At 70.0% G+C, this 18,959-nt stretch carries 16 protein-coding genes and 1 tRNA gene; 6 read left to right on the top strand and 11 right to left on the bottom strand.

Annotation, left to right across the window (positions count from 1 at the left end; all coding sequences use genetic code 11):
• Genes cysS through F4559_RS30705 form a run of 6 tightly spaced genes read right to left on the bottom strand, consistent with a single transcriptional unit; the run spans window position 1 to window position 4,250 of the window.
• On the bottom strand, window positions 1-1,386 hold the full coding sequence (gene cysS, locus F4559_RS30730) for a cysteine--tRNA ligase (protein ID WP_184674589.1): 1,386 nt from the start codon (window positions 1,384-1,386) through the stop codon (window positions 1-3).
• A gap of 45 nt (window positions 1,387-1,431) precedes the next feature.
• Entirely contained in the window at window positions 1,432-2,043 is a 612-nt protein-coding gene (locus tag F4559_RS30725) for an HAD family hydrolase (protein WP_184674588.1), read from the bottom strand.
• Window positions 2,044-2,095: 52 nt separating this feature from the next.
• Window positions 2,096-2,491, bottom strand: coding sequence for a PPOX class F420-dependent oxidoreductase (locus F4559_RS30720; RefSeq protein WP_184674587.1), 396 nt, complete (start codon window positions 2,489-2,491; stop codon window positions 2,096-2,098).
• A gap of 41 nt (window positions 2,492-2,532) precedes the next feature.
• Window positions 2,533-3,021, bottom strand: coding sequence for a 2-C-methyl-D-erythritol 2,4-cyclodiphosphate synthase (gene ispF, locus F4559_RS30715; RefSeq protein ID WP_184674586.1), 489 nt, complete (start codon window positions 3,019-3,021; stop codon window positions 2,533-2,535).
• Window positions 3,018-3,710 (bottom strand): 2-C-methyl-D-erythritol 4-phosphate cytidylyltransferase, encoded by a 693-nt coding sequence (gene ispD, locus F4559_RS30710; protein WP_184674585.1) that lies wholly within the window; start codon window positions 3,708-3,710, stop codon window positions 3,018-3,020. Before ispD ends, ispF begins: the two co-directional genes overlap by 4 nt.
• 51 nt (window positions 3,711-3,761) lie before the next feature.
• Window positions 3,762-4,250 (bottom strand): CarD family transcriptional regulator, encoded by a 489-nt coding sequence (locus F4559_RS30705; protein ID WP_065915127.1) that lies wholly within the window; start codon window positions 4,248-4,250, stop codon window positions 3,762-3,764.
• 302 nt (window positions 4,251-4,552) lie between these two features.
• On the opposite strand from F4559_RS30705, the gene F4559_RS30700 reads away from it, so the two are divergent.
• Together F4559_RS30700 and radA are read left to right on the top strand one after the other, a co-directional pair.
• Window positions 4,553-5,269 carry a copper chaperone PCu(A)C domain-containing protein gene (locus F4559_RS30700; RefSeq protein WP_184674584.1) on the top strand — a complete coding sequence of 239 codons (717 nt, stop codon included), beginning with the start codon at window positions 4,553-4,555 and terminating at the stop codon, window positions 5,267-5,269.
• A 120-nt stretch (window positions 5,270-5,389) separates the two neighbouring features.
• On the top strand, window positions 5,390-6,745 hold the full coding sequence (gene radA / locus F4559_RS30695; RefSeq protein WP_184674583.1) for a DNA repair protein RadA: 1,356 nt from the start codon (window positions 5,390-5,392) through the stop codon (window positions 6,743-6,745).
• 187 nt (window positions 6,746-6,932) lie between these two features.
• Here the strand turns inward: radA and otsB are convergent, their stop codons facing one another.
• Window positions 6,933-9,464: a trehalose-phosphatase gene (otsB, locus tag F4559_RS30690; protein ID WP_184674582.1), complete on the bottom strand. Its 2,532-nt coding sequence runs from the start codon at window positions 9,462-9,464 to the stop codon at window positions 6,933-6,935.
• A 39-nt stretch (window positions 9,465-9,503) separates the two neighbouring features.
• Window positions 9,504-10,943 carry an alpha,alpha-trehalose-phosphate synthase (UDP-forming) gene (locus tag F4559_RS30685; protein ID WP_184674581.1) on the bottom strand — a complete coding sequence of 480 codons (1,440 nt, stop codon included), beginning with the start codon at window positions 10,941-10,943 and terminating at the stop codon, window positions 9,504-9,506.
• A 457-nt stretch (window positions 10,944-11,400) separates the two neighbouring features.
• Between F4559_RS30685 and F4559_RS30680 the strand changes: the two genes are divergently transcribed.
• From F4559_RS30680 to F4559_RS30670, 3 genes are all read left to right on the top strand, one after another.
• Window positions 11,401-11,473, top strand: a tRNA-Thr gene (locus F4559_RS30680).
• A gap of 686 nt (window positions 11,474-12,159) precedes the next feature.
• Window positions 12,160-13,233 (top strand): NucA/NucB deoxyribonuclease domain-containing protein, encoded by a 1,074-nt coding sequence (locus F4559_RS30675; protein WP_184674580.1) that lies wholly within the window; start codon window positions 12,160-12,162, stop codon window positions 13,231-13,233.
• Window positions 13,233-13,688 carry a hypothetical protein gene (locus F4559_RS30670; RefSeq protein ID WP_184674579.1) on the top strand — a complete coding sequence of 152 codons (456 nt, stop codon included), beginning with the start codon at window positions 13,233-13,235 and terminating at the stop codon, window positions 13,686-13,688. The genes F4559_RS30675 and F4559_RS30670 overlap by 1 nt, the downstream gene beginning before the upstream one ends.
• 45 nt (window positions 13,689-13,733) lie before the next feature.
• On the opposite strand, the gene F4559_RS30665 is transcribed toward F4559_RS30670, so the two are convergent.
• A complete protein-coding gene (locus tag F4559_RS30665; RefSeq protein ID WP_184674578.1) occupies window positions 13,734-15,344 on the bottom strand; it encodes a vWA domain-containing protein in 1,611 nt (536 codons plus the stop codon).
• Window positions 15,345-15,515: 171 nt separating this feature from the next.
• Here F4559_RS30665 and mgrA point away from each other — a divergent pair, with 171 nt between their 5' ends.
• Entirely contained in the window at window positions 15,516-16,544 is a 1,029-nt protein-coding gene (gene mgrA / locus F4559_RS30660; RefSeq protein ID WP_184674577.1) for an L-glyceraldehyde 3-phosphate reductase, read from the top strand.
• Window positions 16,545-16,802: 258 nt separating this feature from the next.
• On the opposite strand, the gene F4559_RS30655 is transcribed toward mgrA, so the two are convergent.
• Complete coding sequence (locus F4559_RS30655) at window positions 16,803-18,230, bottom strand: sensor histidine kinase (protein WP_184674576.1); 1,428 nt, start codon at window positions 18,228-18,230, stop codon at window positions 16,803-16,805.
• A complete protein-coding gene (locus F4559_RS30650) occupies window positions 18,227-18,919 on the bottom strand; it encodes a response regulator transcription factor (RefSeq protein ID WP_184674575.1) in 693 nt (230 codons plus the stop codon). Before F4559_RS30650 ends, F4559_RS30655 begins: the two co-directional genes overlap by 4 nt.
• Between the last annotated feature and the right edge of the window lie 40 nt (window positions 18,920-18,959).

Raw genomic sequence — 18,959 nt, 5'->3', positions numbered from 1 at the left:
TCAGTCGTCCTTCAACGTCCACAGCGGACCGTCGGGGGTGTCCTCGACGGCGATGCCCGCGGCCAGGAGCCGGTCGCGCAGGGCGTCAGCCCGCGCGAAGTCCTTCTCCTGCCGGGCCTGACGGCGCTGGTCGAGCAGTTGCTCGACCAGGACGGCCAACGCCTTGCGCCCGCCGCCGTCCGACGCGGTCCCGTCGGTCCAGCACAGCGGGTCGAGCCCGAGCACGCCCGCCATGGCGCGCACCGACTCGGCGGCCGTCCGCGCACCGAGGTCGTCGCCCGATTCCAGCGCGGAGTTGCCCTCGCGGACCCTCCGGTGGATCGCGGCCAACGCGCCCGGCGTGCCCAGGTCGTCGTCCAGCGCGGCGACGAACGCCTCCGCCAGGTCGCCCTCGCCGACCGCGCCGGTCCGTTCGACCACGCGGCGCAGGAACGACTCGATCCGCCGGTACGCCGAGACCGAGTCCTCCAGTGCCGCCTCGGAGTACTCGATCGTCGACCGGTAGTGCGGGCCGATCAGGTAGTAGCGCAGCTCGGGCGCGCGCACCCTGGTCAGCATCTCCGGGATCGACACCACGTTGCCCAGCGACTTGGACATCTTCTCGCCGCTCATGGTGACCCAGGCGTTGTGCATCCAGTAGTTCGCGAAGCCGTCGCCGGCCGCGCGGGACTGGGCCTGCTCGTTCTCGTGGTGCGGGAAGATCAGGTCGATGCCGCCGCCGTGGATGTCGAACGTCCCGCCGAGGTACTCGGTCGCCATCGCCGAGCACTCCAGGTGCCAGCCCGGCCGACCCGGACCCCACGGCGTCGGCCACGCGGGCTCGCCGGGCTTGGCGGCCTTCCACAGCGTGAAGTCGCGCGGATCCCGCTTGCCGGTCGCGGCCGACTCGCCCTGGTGCACCTCGTCGACCCGTTGCCCGGACAGCGCGCCGTACGCGGGGAACGACGACACCGAGAAATACACGTCGCCGTCGGCCGCGTAAGCGTGGCCGAGGTCGATCAGCCGCCGCATCAGCTCGACCATCTGCGTGACGTGGCCGGTGGCGCGCGGCTCGTACGACGGCGGCAGGCAGCCGAGCGCGGTGTACGCGTCGGCGAACGCGCGCTCGTGCGTCGAGGCCCACTCCCACCACGGCCGGCCGGCGTCGGCGGCCTTGGCGAGGATCTTGTCGTCGATGTCGGTGACGTTGCGCACCAGGCGGACGTCGTCGTAGGTGCGCATCAACCAGCGGCGCAGCACGTCGAAGTTGAGCCCGCTGCGCACGTGGCCGATGTGGGGAACGCCCTGCACGGTGGCCCCACACACGTAGATCGACGCCGTTCCGCTGACGTGCGGGACGAACTCCCGCAGCGACCGGGTCGCGGTGTCGTGGAGGTGGAGGCTCACAGGGGAATGGTACGGGCGTTGGCTACCCGGGGTTGAATCGGCTGCTTATATGTGCTTACGGAGTACGGCGAGCAGTGCGTCCGGCCGCTGCGCGGTCGCCAGCGGGTCGACGATCTCGACCGCGCAGCCGATCGCGCGGGCGCCGCCGTCGGCTTCCTCGCTGTCGCCGACCATCAGCGTCTCCTCGGGCCGCACGCCGAGGCGTTCGCACGCGATCCGGAAGATCCTGGCGTCGGGCTTGATCACACCCTCCTCGTAGGAGAGCACGAACTCGTCGACGCGGTCGGTCACGCCGTGCCGGTCGAAGACCTTGCGGATGTCCCAGCCGATGTTGCTCACCACGGCCGTGGGCAGCGCGGTGCCCAGCGCCTGCGCGGTGTCGGGGTAGGGCTGCCAGAAGTCGGGGCCGGTCAACCGGTCGTAGAAGTCCTCGGAGTCGGTCGCGCCGGACTTCTCCAGGACGGCCACGTGCAGGTCGCGGTGGGCCTGGGAGTCGAGGTCCCGGCGTTCCCACTCCTCGACCGTGAAGTCGAGGCCCTCGGCGACGCCGACGGGTGCGGTGAGCGCGCGCATCAGGTCGGCGTGCGCGGCGAGGGAGTCGTGCTCCAGGCGGAAGAGCGTGCCGGAGAAGTCGAAGAGGACGGCGCGGATCGTCACGACCGCACGCTACGTGGTCTGGACCAATTAGTCGACCTCTCCGGCACCGCGACTACTTGGCGTTGCCGGCCACCCGCTGCGGCGTGAGCCGCAGGACGACCCGCTCGACCTCCGGCGCCTCGGTCGGGTACGCCTTGCCCGTGTACTTGAGCGCCAACGCGTTCAGCAGCGTGCGGCCCTCGTCCGGCGTGACGGACACGGTGCCGCGGATCTCGACGTACGACTCCGGGTTGGCCGAGTCCCACACGTTGACGCTCGCGCGCGGGTCGCGCCGCAGGTTGACCGCCTTCTGCCGGCTGCCGACGGTCGAGAACAGCAGGTCGTCGCCGTCCCGGGTGATCCACATGACCGACGTCTGCGGGTGGCCGTCGCGGCCCAGCGTGACGATCGTGGCGTAGTTGGGAGCGTCGACGAGGGCGCGGGTGGTCTCGCTCAAGGTGACTGCCATGATCCTCAGGCTAGGCCGGGGGACCGGGAATTCCCCGCCGTTCAACCCTGTGGGACACGGGCCTCGTCGAGCGGCACGAGCAACGCCGTCGCCACGGCCGCGATCCCCTCGCCGCGCCCGGTCAGCCCGAGGCCGTCCGTCGTCGTCCCGCTCACCGAGACCGGACCACCGACCGCCGCCGACAGGACCTCCTCGGCCTCCGCGCGGCGCTTGCCGATCTTCGGCGCGTTGCAGATCACCTGCACCACCGCGTTGCCGACCCGGAAACCCCGTCCGGCCAACAACCGCCGCACCTCGGCCAGGAAGTCCACGCCGGGCCGGCCCGCCCAGCGCGGGTCGCCCGTGCCGAAGACCGCGCCCAGATCGCCGAGACCGGCCGCCGACAGCAGCGCGTCGCACAAGGCGTGCGCGGCCACGTCGCCGTCCGAGTGCCCGGCGCACCCGTCCACGCCCTCCCACAGCAGGCCCGCCAGCCGGCACTCGCGGCCGGATTCGATCGGGTGGACGTCCGTGCCGATACCGACCCTCACCGTGCTTCTCCCACGAACAACGCCTCGGCGACCGCGAGGTCGAACGGCGTGGTGATCTTCATGGCGTCCTGGTGCCCGGGCACGGTCACGACCCGCACGCCGAGCCGCTCGACCAGGCCCGCGTCGTCCGTCGCGTGCAGACCGGACTCGTGCGCGCGACGCAGCGTGCCGGCCGCGAAACCCTGTGGTGTCTGGACGACGCGCAGTCGCGCACGGTCCGGGGTGGACGTGACGACGCCCGCGTCGTCGACCTCCTTGACGGTGTCCGCCACCGGCAGCACCGGCACGACCGCCTCGTGGCCGGCCTCGACCGCGTCGACGACGGCCTTCACCACGTGCGGCGGCGTGAACGCGCGCGCGGCGTCGTGCACCAGCACGACCGTGGTGTCGGGAATCTCACGCAGGGCGTGGGCCAACGCGATCCGCACCGAGTCGGACCGCTCCGCACCGCCCGCCAACACGCGCACCGCCCCGAAGGCGGGAGCCAACGGGGCGGTCACGGTGTGCACTGCGTCCACGTCGGCGGGCGGTGCCGCGATCACGACGTGCCCGACGCGGCCCGACTCGAACAGGCCGCGCACCGCACGCACGAGCAGCGGAACGCCGCCCACCGGGACCAGCGCCTTGGGCATGCCATAGCCGAGCCGCTCACCACGGCCGGCCGCGGGCACAAGCGCGACTACACCCATGTTCTCGCGATGGTCCGAGTGGGATCTTCTTATTCGGGGAAATTTTGTCGCTCAGGAGGCGGTGGCGAGGACTTCGTCGAGGAGGACCTCGGCCTTGTCCTCGTCGGTGCCCTCGGCGAGCGCCAGTTCACTGACCAGTATCTGTCGAGCCTTCGCCAGCATCCGCTTCTCACCGGCGGACAGCCCGCGGTCCTTCTCGCGCCGCCAGAGGTCGCGCACCACTTCCGCCACCTTGTTCACATCGCCCGAGGCGAGCTTCTCCAGGTTGGCCTTGTACCGCCGGGACCAGTTGGTCGGCTCCTCGGTGTGCGGAGCGCGCAAGACCTCGAAGACCCGGTCGAGACCCTCTTGACCGACGACGTCCCGCACACCGACGATCTCGGCGTTGTCGGCGGGAACGCGAACCGTGAGGTCACCCTGGGCGACCTTCAGGACGAGGTACTTCTTCTCCTCGCCCTTGATCACACGGGTCTCGATCGCTTCGATGAGAGCGGCACCGTGGTGCGGGTAGACGACGGTCTCTCCGACCTTGAAAACCATGTGTCCTCTGCCCCTTTCGCTAACCCCAGTCTAACACGCCGAGCAATCCCCTCTTCGGCGTCCGGAGATCGGTTCGCGCTGGTCAAGGCCCGTGCGGGGGGTTGACAAACCACCCGTTCGCATGCTCCGCCCGGGGTGGATCTTGATCCACTGTGGACGGCGAGATCGTCTGTGGGGCACCACATGCCGCCGGATCCCGGGCGCCCCGTTAGGCTCCCTGACCAGTGGTCGTGGTCGTCCGCACGCCGTCAGGCGCGGACGGGTCCGACCGGTCAGCACACCCGGAAGGATTCCGAGCAGCCGTGGGTCGCGCACAGCAGAAGTCCCCGACGCGTCGACTGGCCCTCGTGGCCGCCGTCGTCGCCGGTTTCGGTCTGACCGCAGCAGCGTGCGGCGCCGGCCAGATCACGCAGACCGACCGCCAGGTCGCCGCCGTCGACGGCGCGTCCGGCGATGCGGGCACCGTGGCGGTCCGCGACGCGCAGCTCGCTTTCCCGGTCGCCGAGGGCCACTACGCGTCCGGCTCCGACGCGACCGTCGTGGTCACCATCGTCAACAACGGCGTGGACCTCGACAAGCTGGTGTCGGTGACCAGTGCCGAGGCGGGCGAGGGCGTGCTGGAGGGCGACGTCCAGCTCGAGCCGGGTACCGCGATCAAGAGCGAGGCCGACGGGGCTTCGGGTCACGCGACGTCCTCTTCTTCGGCGCACGCCACCACTTCGGCGCACGCCACCTCGGAATCGTCGGCCCACTCGACCACCACCGGGTCGGCCGCGCCGACCACCGCGTCGTCGGGCAAGCCGTCCTCGTCGGCTTCGTCGGCGCGTCCCACGACGACCACGGCGGCCAAGGCCGAGCCCGGCACGGTGAAGATCGTGCTCAAGGGTCTGCGCAAGGACGTGCGTCCGGGTGAGACGGTCGCGGTGGCGTTCCTGTTCGAGAAGGGCGGCCAGGTCGTCCTCCAGGTGCCGATCGGCGCCACGCCCGAGGCGCGCGTCGAGGGCAAGTCCGAGCACTGATCCCCGCTCCACGCTTTTCGCGCGAGTTATACGTTCGGACACCGCGAGTTGTGCGTTGAGACACCGTGAAAAGTGCGTTCGGGCATCGTGGGTGTCGGTGGCCGGCGCTAGCCTCGCCGCGTGAAGAAGGCGGGCAGGGCTGCGGTCTACCGATGTGCCGAGTGCGGGTTCGAGGTCGCCAAGTGGGTGGGGCGCTGCCCCGAGTGCCAGGCGTGGGGAACGGTCGAGGAACGCGGTGTACTGGCGCCGCAGCGGCTGATCGCGGGCATCCCCGGCACCGACGCCCGGCCCATCGCGCAGGTCGACGTCGAGTCCTCGCGGGCGAACCCGACCGGCGTCGGTGAGCTGGACCGGGTGCTCGGCGGCGGCCTTGTGCCCGGCGCGGTCGTCCTGCTGGCCGGTGAACCCGGCGTCGGCAAGTCCACCCTCCTGCTGGAGGTCGCCCACCAGTGGGCGTTGAACGTCGGCCGCTGCCTGTACGTCACCGGTGAGGAGTCGGCCGGGCAGGTGCGGTTGCGGGCGGACCGGACCGGCAACCTGCACGACGAGATCTACCTGGCGGCCGAGAGCGACATCGCGGCCCTGCTCGGTCAGGTCGACCTGGTGAAGCCGAGCATGCTGATCGTCGACTCGGTGCAGACCATGTCGTCCCTGTCGGTCGACGGCGTGCCGGGCGGGGTGAGCCAGGTGCGGGCCGTGACGTCCGGGCTGATCGCCGTGGCCAAGGAGCGCAACCTGCCGATCGTCCTCGTGGGACACGTGACCAAGGACGGCTCGGTCGCCGGGCCGCGCGTGCTGGAGCACCTGGTCGACGTCGTGCTCCAGTTCGAGGGCGACCGGCATTCGAGCCTGAGGTTGTTGCGCGGCATCAAGAACCGGTACGGCGCGGCGGACGAAGTGGGCTGCTTCGAGCTGCGCGACGACGGGATCGTCGGTGTGCCCGACCCGTCGGGGCTGTTCCTCAACCGGCGGGAGCAGGACGTGAGCGGTTCCGCGGTGACGGTCGTGGTGGAGGGCAAGCGGCCGTTGCTCGGGGAGGTCCAGGCGCTGGTGACGCCGACCAGCCTGCCGTCGCCGCGTCGTGCGGTCAGCGGTTTGGACGCGTCGCGGGTCGCGATGGTCATGGCGGTGTTGGAGAAGCGCGGTCGGGTGCCGATGGGGAACAAGGACGTCTTCACCGCGACGGTGGGCGGTATGCGTTTGACGGAACCGGCGGTGGATCTGGCGTTGGCGTTGGCGATCGCGTCGGCTGCTGCCGATCAGTCCCTGCCGCACGACCTGGTGGTGGTGGGGGAGGTCAGTCTGTCCGGGGAGTTGCGTCGGGTCACGGGGGTGGGGCGGCGGTTGGCCGAAGCCGCCCGGTTGGGGTACACGCGGGCGCTGGTGCCGCCTGATGCGGGGAAGCTGCCGGCCGATACGCGGGCGTTGGTGGCGCACGACCTGGGAGAGGCTTTGCGGTTGCTCAAGCTGAAGTAGCCGGGCTGCTCGGGGCCGGTGTGAACGCGCGAGTCCTCCGCTCGGACACCCTGAAATACGCACTCGGGCAGTGAGGGGTGTGTGCTTGGGCACCCTGAGGTGGGTGCGGAGGTGTGGCGTCGAGGTCCGCCGGTGGCCCTCCGGCCCACTGCGTGTGGGCCGGAGGGCTGTTGGCCGGTGTGGCTGCTTAGCGTGCGGCCAGGAGTTGGGCGCAGCGGATCAGGCCCAGGTGCGAGTACGCCTGGGGGTGGTTGCCCAGCGAGCGTTCCGCGATCGGGTCGTATTCCTCGGGGAGCAGGCCTGTGGGGCCGGCTGCGTCGACCATCTGCGCGAACAGTTCTTCCGCTTCCGTTCGGCGGCCGGTGAGCAGGTAGGACTCGATCATCCACGCCGCGCACAGGTGGAAGCCGCCCTCGTCGCCGGGGAGGCCGTCGTCGCGGCGGTACCGGTACACGGTCGAGCCCGACCGCAGTTCGGCCTCGATCGCGGTCACCGTCGCCTGGAAGCGTTCGTCGGTCGGGTCGATCAGGCCGGCCAGGCCGACGTGCAGCGAAGCCGCGTCCAGGTCGTCGCCGTCGTACGCCGTCGTGAACGACTGCGCGGCGTCGCTCCAGCCGTGCTTGAGCACGTCGTTGGCGATCGTGTCACGCAGCACGGGCCACGCCGGGTCGATGTCACGTCCGTACGACTCCGCCAGTCGTACCGCCCGGTCGAGGGTCACCCAGCACATGACCTTCGAGTACACGTGGTGACGTGGTGCGTGCCGTTCCTCCCAGATGCCGTGGTCGGGCTCGTGCCACCGTCGTGCCACCGCCTCGGCCATGGCCTGGACCATTCGCCAGTCCTGGTCGGTCAGGTCGCCGCGGGCCGCCGCCAGCACCACGACCAGGTCCACGACGGGACCGAACACGTCGAGCTGCACCTGCTGGTTCGCCAGGTTGCCCACGCGCACCGGGCGTGAACCCGCGTAACCGGGCAGCGTATCGATCACCGCCTCGGCACCGAGCATGGTGCCCTGCAACGTGTACAGCGGGTGCAGGCGCTCCGGTCCGGGCAACGTGCCCAGCACGCCGTGCACCCAGCCCAGGAACGCCTCGGCCTCGCCGAGCGACCCGACCGACACCAGCGCCTGGGCGGTCAACGCCGCGTCACGCAGCCAGCAGTACCGGTAGTCCCAGTTGCGGATGCCGCCCAGTTCCTCGGGCAGTGACGTGGTCGCGGCGGCCATGATCGCGCCCGTGTCGTGGTGCACCAGGCCCTTGAGCGTCAACGCCGAGCGCAGCACCAGGTCCGGCTCGACGGTCGGCAGCTTGAGCGTGGCCGCCCAGTCCGACCAGTACGCGCCGGCGCGGGCCCGCCGTTCCGGCTCGCCGAGGGTGGCCTCGGACAGGTCGTCGGTGCCGCAGCGCAGCTCCAGCAGGATCGACGCGCCCTCACGCGGGCGCACGATCGCCGTCGCGGTCTCCTGGATGCCGTCGGACGAGATCTGCCAGTCGACGCCGGGCGAGCGCAGCACCATCGGGTCGGACGTGCCGACCACGCGCAGGCCGCCGCGTTCGCGCAACAGCCGCACGGGCACCTGGCCGAACTCGGGCCGGGGCGCGAACGTGATCACCGCGTTGGTCGAGCCGGAGATCCGCCGGACCAGGTCGGTGCGGTGCGAGGCCAGGTCGTGGTCCAGGTAGTCCGTCACGAGCAGGCGCGACCAGCGCGTCTCCACGGTCATCGTGCCCGGCACGTAGCGCTGGCCCAGCGGCAGCGACCCGTGCTCCGGCTTGATCGAGAAGTGGCCGGCGGCCGGCCCGCCGAGCAGGTCGGCGAACACCGCCGCCGAGTCGGGTTCGGGGTGGCACAGCCACGTCAGGCGGGCGTCGGGCGTGAGCAGCGCGACGGACCGCTCGTTGGCCAGCATGGTCAGCCGCTCGATCGGCACGGCCTGGTCGCCGTGCAGCCACGCCCGCCGCTCTTCGAGCAGGAACGCGAGCACGGTCGCCACGTCGGTCGTGTCGCCGACCCGGAACTCGGCGAGCGACTCGCCGTCGCCGACCTTGATGCCCAGGTCCGGCCCGGTGACCCGGGCGAACGCCTTCTCGTCGGTCACGTCGTCGCCGACGAACACGGCCGCCGTGGCGGACGCGCGGTGCCGCAGCACGTCGAGCGCGTGGCCCTTGTCGGTCTGGATGACGGCCAGTTCCACCACGGCCTTGCCTTCGGTGACCTGGACGCCGTCCCAGGTACACGGCCCGGAGCGGACGTCCGCGAGCACACGCTCGCCGACGTCGGGCTCGGCGCGGCGCACGTGCACGGCGATGCTGGCGGGCTTGACCTCCAGCGCCACGCCCTCGTGCCCGTCGACGAGCTGCTCCAGCTCGGCTTCCAGGCGTCGGTGCAGGGCGCGGGCGTCCTCGTCGAGCGCGTGCACGAAGCCGACGTCGAACTCGGACCCGTGCGAGCCGACGAGGTGCACCTCGGACGGCAGGCGGGACAGGGTCGCGAGGTCGCGCAGGGCCCGGCCGGAGATCACCGCGGCCGTCGTCTCGTGCAGCCCGGCGAGGGAGCGCAGTGCGCCTACCGACTCTGTCGAGGGGCGGGCGTCCTCGGGGTTAGCCACGATCGGAGCCAATGTCCCGTCGTAGTCGCACGCGACGAGCAGGCGCGGTGTACGCGCCAACTGGACGATCGCGCGACGCAACTCGGCGGGGAGGGCTTCGGCGGTCAACGCCCCTCCTGGAGGTGTGTAGGGATCTTCTGAACTGATTCAGATCGCGGTCTGCGTGCCCAAGGCTTCCAGGAACGAACGAGCCCAGCGGTCGACGTCGTGGGTCAGGACTTGGCGGCGCAGCGCGCGCATCCTACGGCGACCTTCGGCCGGATCGAGCTTGAGGGCGGCTTCAAGAGCGTTCTTCACGCCGTCGAGGTCGTGGGGGTTGACGAGGAACGCACTGGTCAGTTCCGCCGCCGCACCGGCGAATTCGGACAGCACGAGCGCGCCGCCCAGGTCGTGTCGCGTGGCCACGTATTCCTTGCAGACGAGGTTCATGCCGTCACGCACCGGCGTGACCACCATGACGTCGGCGGCGGACATGAACGCGGTGAGTTCACGGCGGTCGACCGATTGGTGCAGGTAGTGGACGACCGGGTGACCCACGGTCGAGAACTCGCCGTTGATCCGGCCGACGATCCGCTCCAGCTCGTCGCGCATCTGCTTGTAATGCTCGATGCGCTCCCGGCTCGGCGTGGCGAGCTGGATCATGGTCACCTCGCCCGGGTCGATCCGGCCGTCGGCGAACAGCTCGTGCAGCGCGCGCAGCCGGAGGTCGATGCCCTTGGTGTAGTCGAGGCGGTCGACGCCGAGCAGGATTCGCTTCGGGTTCCCGAGATCGGCGCGGATCTTCCGGGCCCGCTTCTGGACCTCCTTGTCGCGTGACAGCGCGTCGATCCTCGTGGAGTCGATGGAGATCGGGAACGCGCCGACGCGCACCGTGCGGTCGCCGACCTGGACGACGCCGGGCCGCGTGCGCACGCCGACCGCGCCCCGGCTGGGCTCCAGGCCCACCAGGCGGCGGGCCAGCCACAGGAAGTTCTGCGCACCGCCGGGCCGGTGGAACCCGACCAGATCGGCGCCGAGCAGGCCGCGGATGATCTCCGTCCGCCACGGCAGCTGCATGAACAGTTCGACGGGCGGGAACGGGATGTGCAGGAAGAACCCGATGCGCAGGTCGGGACGCAGCTCGCGGAGCATCGCGGGCACGAGTTGGAGCTGGTAGTCCTGGACCCACACGGTCGCGCCCTGGGCGGCGACCTTGGCCGTGACGTCCGCGAACCGCTGGTTGACCCGCACGTAGGCGTTCCACCAGCGGCGGTGGAACGCGGGCGGCGCGACGACGTCGTGGTAGAGCGGCCAGAGGGTGCCGTTGGAGAAGCCCTCGTAGTAGTCGGCGACGTCGGCGGCGCTCAGCGCCACGGGGTGCAGTTGGAGGCCGTCCTCGGAGAACGCCTCGACGTCGGCGTCCGCGACGCCCGGCCAGCCGACCCAGGCGCCGCTGTGCGAGCGCAGGAAGGGTTCCAGGGCGCTGACCAGGCCACCGGGGCTGTGCTTCCAGCGCTGGGTGCCGTCTTCGAGCCGTTCCAGGTCGACCGGCAGCCGGTTCGCCACGACCAGGAAGTCCGCGCCGTTCTCACCGATGCCGCTGCTCACCTGGTCGCGCCTCCTCGATGTTGAGTCCGCCCGACACCGAGGTTAGTGGGGGGATCGACGCCGGGATGCCCGCGCGTCGATCCCGTCACACTTGTGTTGACTTGACGAAAGTGCGTCAGGTGGGCCACGTCACATGGAAAGCGGCGGCTTGGACCCGGTACGGGGTGGACGGACGCTCCAGTCCGGAAGGGACGGACGCCGGCCAGGGCGCCACGCCGAATCCACAGTGGCCGGTGTGGCGTCCGCCACCCTCTTCAGGGGTCACTGGACCGGGTGATTCGATCATTCTCGGCCCAGTTCTGTTGAGGGCTGTGACCAGCGGATACGCCCGATCCGGGGTCCACCTGGCCGGACAAGATCCGTCCGGTCGGACCAACTTCGGTCAACGGTGAGCGCACCGTTCGTCGCAGGTAACGGCCGGCGCGGGCATTTACGATGTTCCAGGTTCGGTTCGCACGCCGGTGTAGCTCAATTGGCAGAGCACTCGCCTTGTAAGCGAAAGGTTAGGGGTTCAAGTCCCCTCACCGGCTCGGTGCGGGCGGGGTGCGTCGACGGAAGTGTCGGCGCATCCCGCCGTCTCGCAGTTGATCAAGAACATCTTCGCACGGTCATCGTCTCCCGGCGACCAGGGGGCATCCCTGGACGACGCGGGGTCGGACTCGGGTGATCCCGCCCCGAGTGGTCGCGGCCGTCGGTTCGCATGAAGCGGCCCTTCCTTCAGGTGGTCGGACGTCGATGTCCAGAGGTAATGGAACGGCAAGATCCGGCATTCCCGTTCAGATCTGTGTGATCTTTACTGTCGGTATCCGGTGCGCCATCCGGCCGTACTCCGTCGAATAGTCCACGCGGCGATAGGTGTCATGCCGTCGGTGCGCGAAACTCGATCGTGGGGGCGGGCTGATTCAAAGATCATGTCGGATTGATGCAGTCGAATTCCGGTTGTCCTGTTGTCCTATGGGCCGCCCCTGTCGTCCAAGGGGGGAAGTTTTGAAAAGGTTCAGGGCAGTTGCCCTGGGCGTGGCCGTGCTTATCGTCTCGGGTGGCACCCCCGGCTGCTGCGCAGGTCGGGGGCGATGGTGAAATATTCGGTCGACTGGTGATGCCGCGTGGAGATTCCGATGATCCTACATGGAATCTGATGACTTCGCAGGCGGTTGCGACGGCCGTGACGCCGAGTCGGACACTGCGTGACCTCGCGGATGGTCAACGAGCGGCGGTGCTGACCCACAAGGATTCCGTCGGCGTACATCCTGCGGCTTCGAACGCTGAATACGACTATTATGCGCCGAGCGAGTGCGGGGCGTTCGATCCGCGCCAGGACGAGCAGGAGGTTCGACGGAAGAATCACTTCGCATTCTGTCTGGTCTCGAGGCCCCGCTATCGGTTCTACCGGTACATCGGAAGGTTTCCCGTCCTGGTCGGTGAAGCCACTTTTCGCATCATGCTGATCGGCTACGGCGAGCGTGGAGTCCGGCGGATGCGCTTCGAGTTGGACGTGGACGACTGGGATGGCTGGGGGTTCCAGCGTGATGAAGCGCCGCTGGAGATCAAGACGACCTGCTTGAACCTTCCACAGGCCGAGTGCGACACGGTGGGCGGCGGCCGTGCGTCGACGATTCGCGACTGGAAGGTGCGGGGCTACGATTATGCGACCTTTGTCACCGCCCGTTCACCGGGAGGTGGAGACGGTGCGAATTACGACCAGGACAAGGTCAACTACCATCAGATGCGATTGGAGATCGTAGCGCCCACCGGAAGCGGGCGATTCGACCAGTCTTTCCGATGTGATTCCGCAACCTATGCCGGCGGCGGTGCGTGCATCTTTCACGAAGTCGAGGCCGTGATGCAGTACAGGTTGTCCGGTGATGGCGTCGACGAAATCGCGGCACACATCAAGAAAGCTCAGGAAGATCCGGGAAGCATGTATCCCGGCGGAGCAGGGACAGCTATTCCCGGAGGGTATACGAGCGGTCGTCCGTTGACCCGGCTCTACAGCGGAATGGACGATGAGTCGCGACGTTACTACGACGCGAACAACCGGATCGCCCGCAACACCTGCGAGAAGTTCGATCCGAACTACGGGAAGCCGGGACTGCAGTGCGACGAGTACCCGTTCCGGTCCACCTGGGAAGGTGCATATTCGACCGCGGTCGATCCTCAATCCAGGTGGAAGTACTCGGCACGAATGGTCGACGGGGACCAGAACGGCAAGGCCGGTAGTGACCTGGGCGTCTGGTACACCCAGGATCACATCTTGGCGAAGGACGCCTTCTGGGTCAGTATCCGTTGATGGCGCCGCGACCGCTTTCGGTACTCGAAGACGAGGTCTTCGTCGAGTTCGGGGTCTTCGTCCTCCAAGAGCACTTCAGCCCGAGGGTCGCGCTCGCGGCCGGTCGTCCCGACGTCACCGAGGTGGTCCGCGCGGGGCCTGGTGGGGCGACGTTCCGCAGCGGCGGCGTCGACCACCTCGCCCGGGTACGGGTCGAGTCCTGGTCGGGGCGGTACGTCGGTGACGACGGGACGTGGGAGGAAGCCGCCGCGGCCGTCGTCGAGTTCGATCGTGTCGAAGTCCGGTTGGCCTCGGTCACGGCGTGGGTCTCCGATGAGGGACTGGTCCTGCCGGGCCCCGGGCGGTACGTCGTCGATGTGCGCGTGTCCGGCCGCTCACGGGTGCCGGAATGGAGTGGCGAGCCGGTGCACGGTGTCGAACGGTGGCTCGTCCGCCTTCATCGCGCACTCGACTGACCAGGCCGGGTCGGGCCCCTCCGAGGGGCCCGACCCGGCTCGCGGTCACTCCACGATCACCTGGTAGCCGACGCCGCCGATGTCCTCGCCCTCGGACAGCTGCGTCACGGTCTGCTCGAACTCGCCGACCGTCCCGCCCGTGAACGTCAACTCGGTCTTGAACCGCTCACCCGGCTCCACGAGGATGCCGTGCAGCACGGCCCGGCGCGGGTCGGCGATCTCGATCGACGTCTCGCCCGCCTGCTTCACGCCCTCGCCCTGGCCGCCCGCCGCCTTCCAGCGCTCGAACAGGCGCGGACCCAGGTCGATCACCACGCGACCGTTGCCGACCAGTGGCTTGCCCGGCGTGCCCACGACCAGGTCGGTCTTGATCGTGCGACCGGTGGCGTTGCCGACGGTGAACCACGACTTCACCGGCTTGGTCGGCTTGACCCGCACGGTGATGAAGTTGCGCCACGCGATGTTGTTGTTGTTCTTCGTGTTCAACGCCGTGTTCGAGCCCTCGGCGAACGTCATCGGGTCGGTGGCCGACACCCAGCGCGCCAGCAGGCAGAAGTGGCCCGGACCCGGCACGTTCACCCACGGGATCTTCACCACGGTCACGCCCGCCGGCACCGACACGCTCTGCTGGCCGATGAACGTCCAGTCGCCGTTCGTCGCGTTGTTCCACGACGTCGAGCCGCCCGCGTCCACGTAGTAGACCTTCAACGTGCCCAGACCCGTGCCGCTGCCGTACGGGCCGGGGTTGTTCAGCCGCACGTGCACGTAGTTCGTCGCGCCGACCACCGGCTGGATGCCGGGGCAGTCGGCGGCCGTCGGGCAGACCTTGATGTCCGGGCTGTTCCACACGACCCCGTTGGGGTTGGTCTCCACGCCGGTGTCCGTGGTCTGGTCGTGCAGCCACACGTCGGTCTGCCGGCAGTCGGTGAGGAACTTGCGGATCGCCGACGCCGTGCCCGAGCCGTCCGCCGCCGCGGCCGTGTACAGGCCGCCGGTGGTGTTGGCGTAGTTCTGCATCACGGGCACGATCTGCGCCTGGTACGTGGCCGACGTCGGCACGTACACCGCGGACACCTTGATCCCGTTGGCCAGCGCCGAGTTCGCCACCGCCGACGCGTTGGCCACGTCCGCCGCGCCGTACGCGTCGTCGAACCCGCCCGGCCGCGCGTCGGTCACCAGCACGACGAACTTCGTCGCGTTCGTCCGCCAGACCCCGTTGAAGTCGACGTTCTGCGGACGCCCCGCCGCGGGCTTGCGGTTGACGGCGGTGTTCAACGCCTCGTCGGACGCCTCGGGCTCGTTCGAGCCGCCGCCGGCCGCGAGCGTGTTCGTGACGTAGTTGGTGACCGCCGCCGCGTTGCCCGGCGCCAGGTCGTTGACGACGGTGATGTTGTCCTTGAACGTGACCAGGCCGAACTGGTAGTCGCCGCCGGACGCGGTGACCACGTCGTTGACGATCGAGTTGATGCCGGTCTTCAGGTTCGTGATCGCGCCACCCATGCTGCCGGTGTCGTCGAGCACGAAGGTCACGTCGAGCGGGCCGCAGGGTGCCGGGGCCGGTGCGGCGACACCGGCCGGGGCGAGGAACTGGACAGCGGACGCGGTCAGGGCCGCGACGGCGAGCGCCACCGCGCCGCGCCGGCGAAAGGGATGCATCGTGTGGATCTCGTTTCGCTCGCACCACCGGATCAGGGAGTCCGGGTAGCCCGGTGTCCCGGGTACGTCAGGGCGGATGGGTTCGACCTGCGGCTAGTACATGCCGTTAGGACTAACTTTCCGGGCCGTCGGGGTACGGCGAACGGAGGTCGCGCGTGCCAGGGTGGTGACATGGCCTACCGACCCGACCAGTCCCGTTACGACCGGATGTCCTATCGGCGGGTGGGGCGCAGCGGCTTGAAGCTGCCCGCGATCTCGCTCGGCCTGTGGCACAACTTCGGCGACGACCGGCCGTTCGAGACCGGCCGCGCGATCGTGCGGCGGGCGTTCGACCTCGGGATCACGCACTTCGACCTGGCCAACAACTACGGGCCGCCCTACGGCAGCGCCGAGCGCAACTTCGGCCGCCTGCTCGCCGGCGACCTGGCGCCGTACCGGGACGAGCTGGTCGTGTCCACGAAGGCGGGCTACGACATGTGGCCGGGACCTTATGGGGAGTGGGGTTCGCGCAAGTACCTGCTCGCGTCGTTGGACCAGTCGTTGGGTCGGTTGGGGCTGGACTACGTGGACATCTTCTACTCGCACCGGTTCGACCCGGACACGCCGTTGGAGGAGACGGTCGGTGCCCTGGTCAGCGCGGTGCGACAGGGCAAGGCGCTGTACGTGGGCATCTCGTCGTACTCGGCGACCAAGACCCGCGAGGCGGCTGTGCTGCTGCGCGCGGAGGGCGTGCCGCTGCTCATCCACCAGCCGTCGTACTCGCTGCTCAACCGGTGGGTCGAGGCGGAGTTGCTGGACGCGTTGGGTGAGCTGGGGACCGGCTGCATCGCGTTCTCGCCGTTGGGGCAGGGCATGTTGACGGACAAGTACCTCGACGGCGTACCCGCGGATTCCCGTGCGGCGCAGGGGAAGTCGTTGTCGACCGGGTTGTTGGGCGAGGAGAACATCGGACGGGTGCGGGCGTTGAACGCGATCGCGGCGGCGCGCGGGCAGTCGTTGGCGCAGTTGGCGTTGTCGTGGGTGCTGCGCGATCCACGCGTGACGTCGGCGCTGATCGGCGCGAGTTCGGTGGCACAGCTGGAGGCGAACGTGGCCGCTTTGGACGGGCCGCCGCTCACCCACGACGAGTTGGCCGCCATCGACGAGCACGCCGTCGAGTCCGGCATCGACCTCTGGGCCCGGTCGTCCCAGGCCGGGTGACGTCGTTCTCGGTGATTTCGGCCGTCAGGTGTACATGCCCCCACCCGTCCTCAGGGGGAGCGCCCCGGAGCCAGTCTACCGGCCTCACCCGGTTGGGAGCGGAATGTCGATCCTGGCTGTGGACAACCGGAGGGGCTGTGGACAACCTCGGGTGAAGTGATCTTGCCGAGGTGGTGTTCCCGGCGTGTGCCGATCGTGCGGACGCGGCTTCGTCGTCGAGTGGTGGCGCGGATCCAGGTGACCGGGTCCTGGACGACCTCAGGCGAGGCCGGGCAGGCGGATCGTGAAGGTCGTGCGGCCCGGTCGGCTGCGCAGGGTGATCGTGCCGCCGTGGGCGGCGACCAGGGAATGGACCACGGCCAGCCCCAGGCCGCTGCCCCCACGCCCACGCGTGCGCGAGTCGTCGACCCGGTGGAACCGGTCGAACACGCGGGCCTGCTCCCCCTCGGGAATGCCCGGACCGGCATCGGCCACGCGCAGCACCGCGTACCGGCCGGACACCGCCAGCGCCAGCGACACGGCCGTGCCCGCCGGGGTGTGCGAGGCGGCGTTGGCCAGCAGGTTGTCGACCACCTGCCGCACCCGGACCGGATCGAACTCCAGCACGACCGGTTCGCGGGGGACGGTCACCGCGAGCGGGTGGTAGGGCCGGGCCACCACGAACGCGTCGGCCGCCTCGCGTACGACCTCCACCAGGTCGGCCCGGTGCGTGCGCAGCGGCGTCTCGACCTCGGCCGCGTCCAGCCGGGCCAGCAGCAGGAGGTCGTCGAGCAGCACGGCCATCCGCCGGGCCTCCGAGCGCAGCTTGTCCAGGTGCGCCTCGCGTTCCCCCGGCGCGTTGGCCGCCGCGTACCGGAACAGGTCGGCGTAGCCGCGGATCGACGTCAACGGCGTGCGCAGCTCGTGCGAGGCGTCCGCGATGAACCGGCGCAGGCGCTGCTCGGCGGCCGTGCGCGCGGCCAGCGACGAGTCGATGTGCTCCAACATCGTGTTGAACGCGGTGCGCAGCTCCTCCACCTCGACGCCGCCCGCGCCGGTCTCCACGCGCACCGGCAGCCGGGCCGAGTCGGTCAGGTCGTGCGAGGTGATGTCCCGGGCGATCGCGGCCATGTCGCTCAACGGCTTGAGCCCGCGCCTCAGCACCGCCCGGCCGATCACCACGAACGCCGCCAGGGCCACCGCGAACGCGCCGATCTCCACGAGCACGAGCCGCCGCACGGTCGTCGTGATCTCGTCCATCGGCGCCGCACTGACCAGCACCACGCCCGCGCCCACCGGGCAGCCGCGCACCCGGTACGTGCCGTCGCCCGCGAGGTCGGCCGTGCGGAACACCGGTTCGGTGCCGGTGAGCAGCGCGATCGACGACAGCTCCGCGTGGTCCGCGGGCAGGTCACCGGTCGAGCGGGGCACGGCGACGCCGTCGCGCACGTCGTACACGGCCGAGTACCAGCCGTACGCGGACCGGTGCAGGTCGCCGTACTTGGCGATGTCCTTCTCCAGGTCGATCTGCGTGCCGCGCATCTGCTCGTCGAGCTTGCCCGCGAGGTAGTCCTCCATGGACCCGGCCATGACCGCGCCCAGCACGGCGAACACCGCGAGCGCGAGCACGCCGAGGCCGAGCGCGAGCCGCGTGCCCAGCCGGGTCCGGTCGAGCCGGGTCCAGCCCGACACCGTCCCAGGGCTCATCCGGCGGCCCGGCGCAGCGCGTAGCCGACCCCGCGCACGGTGTGGATCAACGGCTCGGCGCCGTCGTCGAGCTTGCGGCGCAGGTGCGAGATCACGAGTTCGACCACGTTGGACCGGCCGCCGAAGTCGTACTCCCACACGTGGTCGAGGATCTGCGGCTTGGTCAGCACGGCGGGGGAGCGGCGCATCAGGTACCGCAGCAGCTCGTACTCGGTGGGCGTGAGCGGCACGAGCCGGCCCGCGCGGCGCACCTCGCGGGTGTCCTCGTCCAGGACCAGGTCGGACACCTGGAGCACGGACCGCTGCCACGTCGGCCCGGTGCTGCGCCGCAGCACCGCCCGCAGCCGGGCCATCAGCTCCTCGACCGAGAACGGCTTGACCAGGTAGTCGTCGCCGCCCCTGGTCAGTCCCGCGACCCGGTCGGCCGTGCCGTCGCGTGCGGTCAGGAAGACGACCGGCACCTGGCCGACCTCGCGCAGCCGGTCGAGCACGGCGAACCCGTCGATGTCGGGCAGCATGAGGTCGAGTACGACGATGTCCGGTTTGAACTCGGTGGCCGTGCGCAGCGCGCCTTCGCCGCTGCCCGCCGTGACCGCCTGCCACCCCTCGTACCGGGCGACGGTGGCGACCAGATCGGCGATGTGCGGCTCGTCGTCCACGACGAGTAGCCGGACCGGGCGAGTGTCCACCCGTCCATGGTGCGGTACCGCCGACCGGGTGCCGCCGGCA

Source organism: Saccharothrix violaceirubra (assembly GCF_014203755.1).
GTDB lineage: Bacteria > Actinomycetota > Actinomycetes > Mycobacteriales > Pseudonocardiaceae > Actinosynnema > Actinosynnema violaceirubrum.
This window is presented reverse-complemented; position numbering and strand designations above follow the sequence as displayed.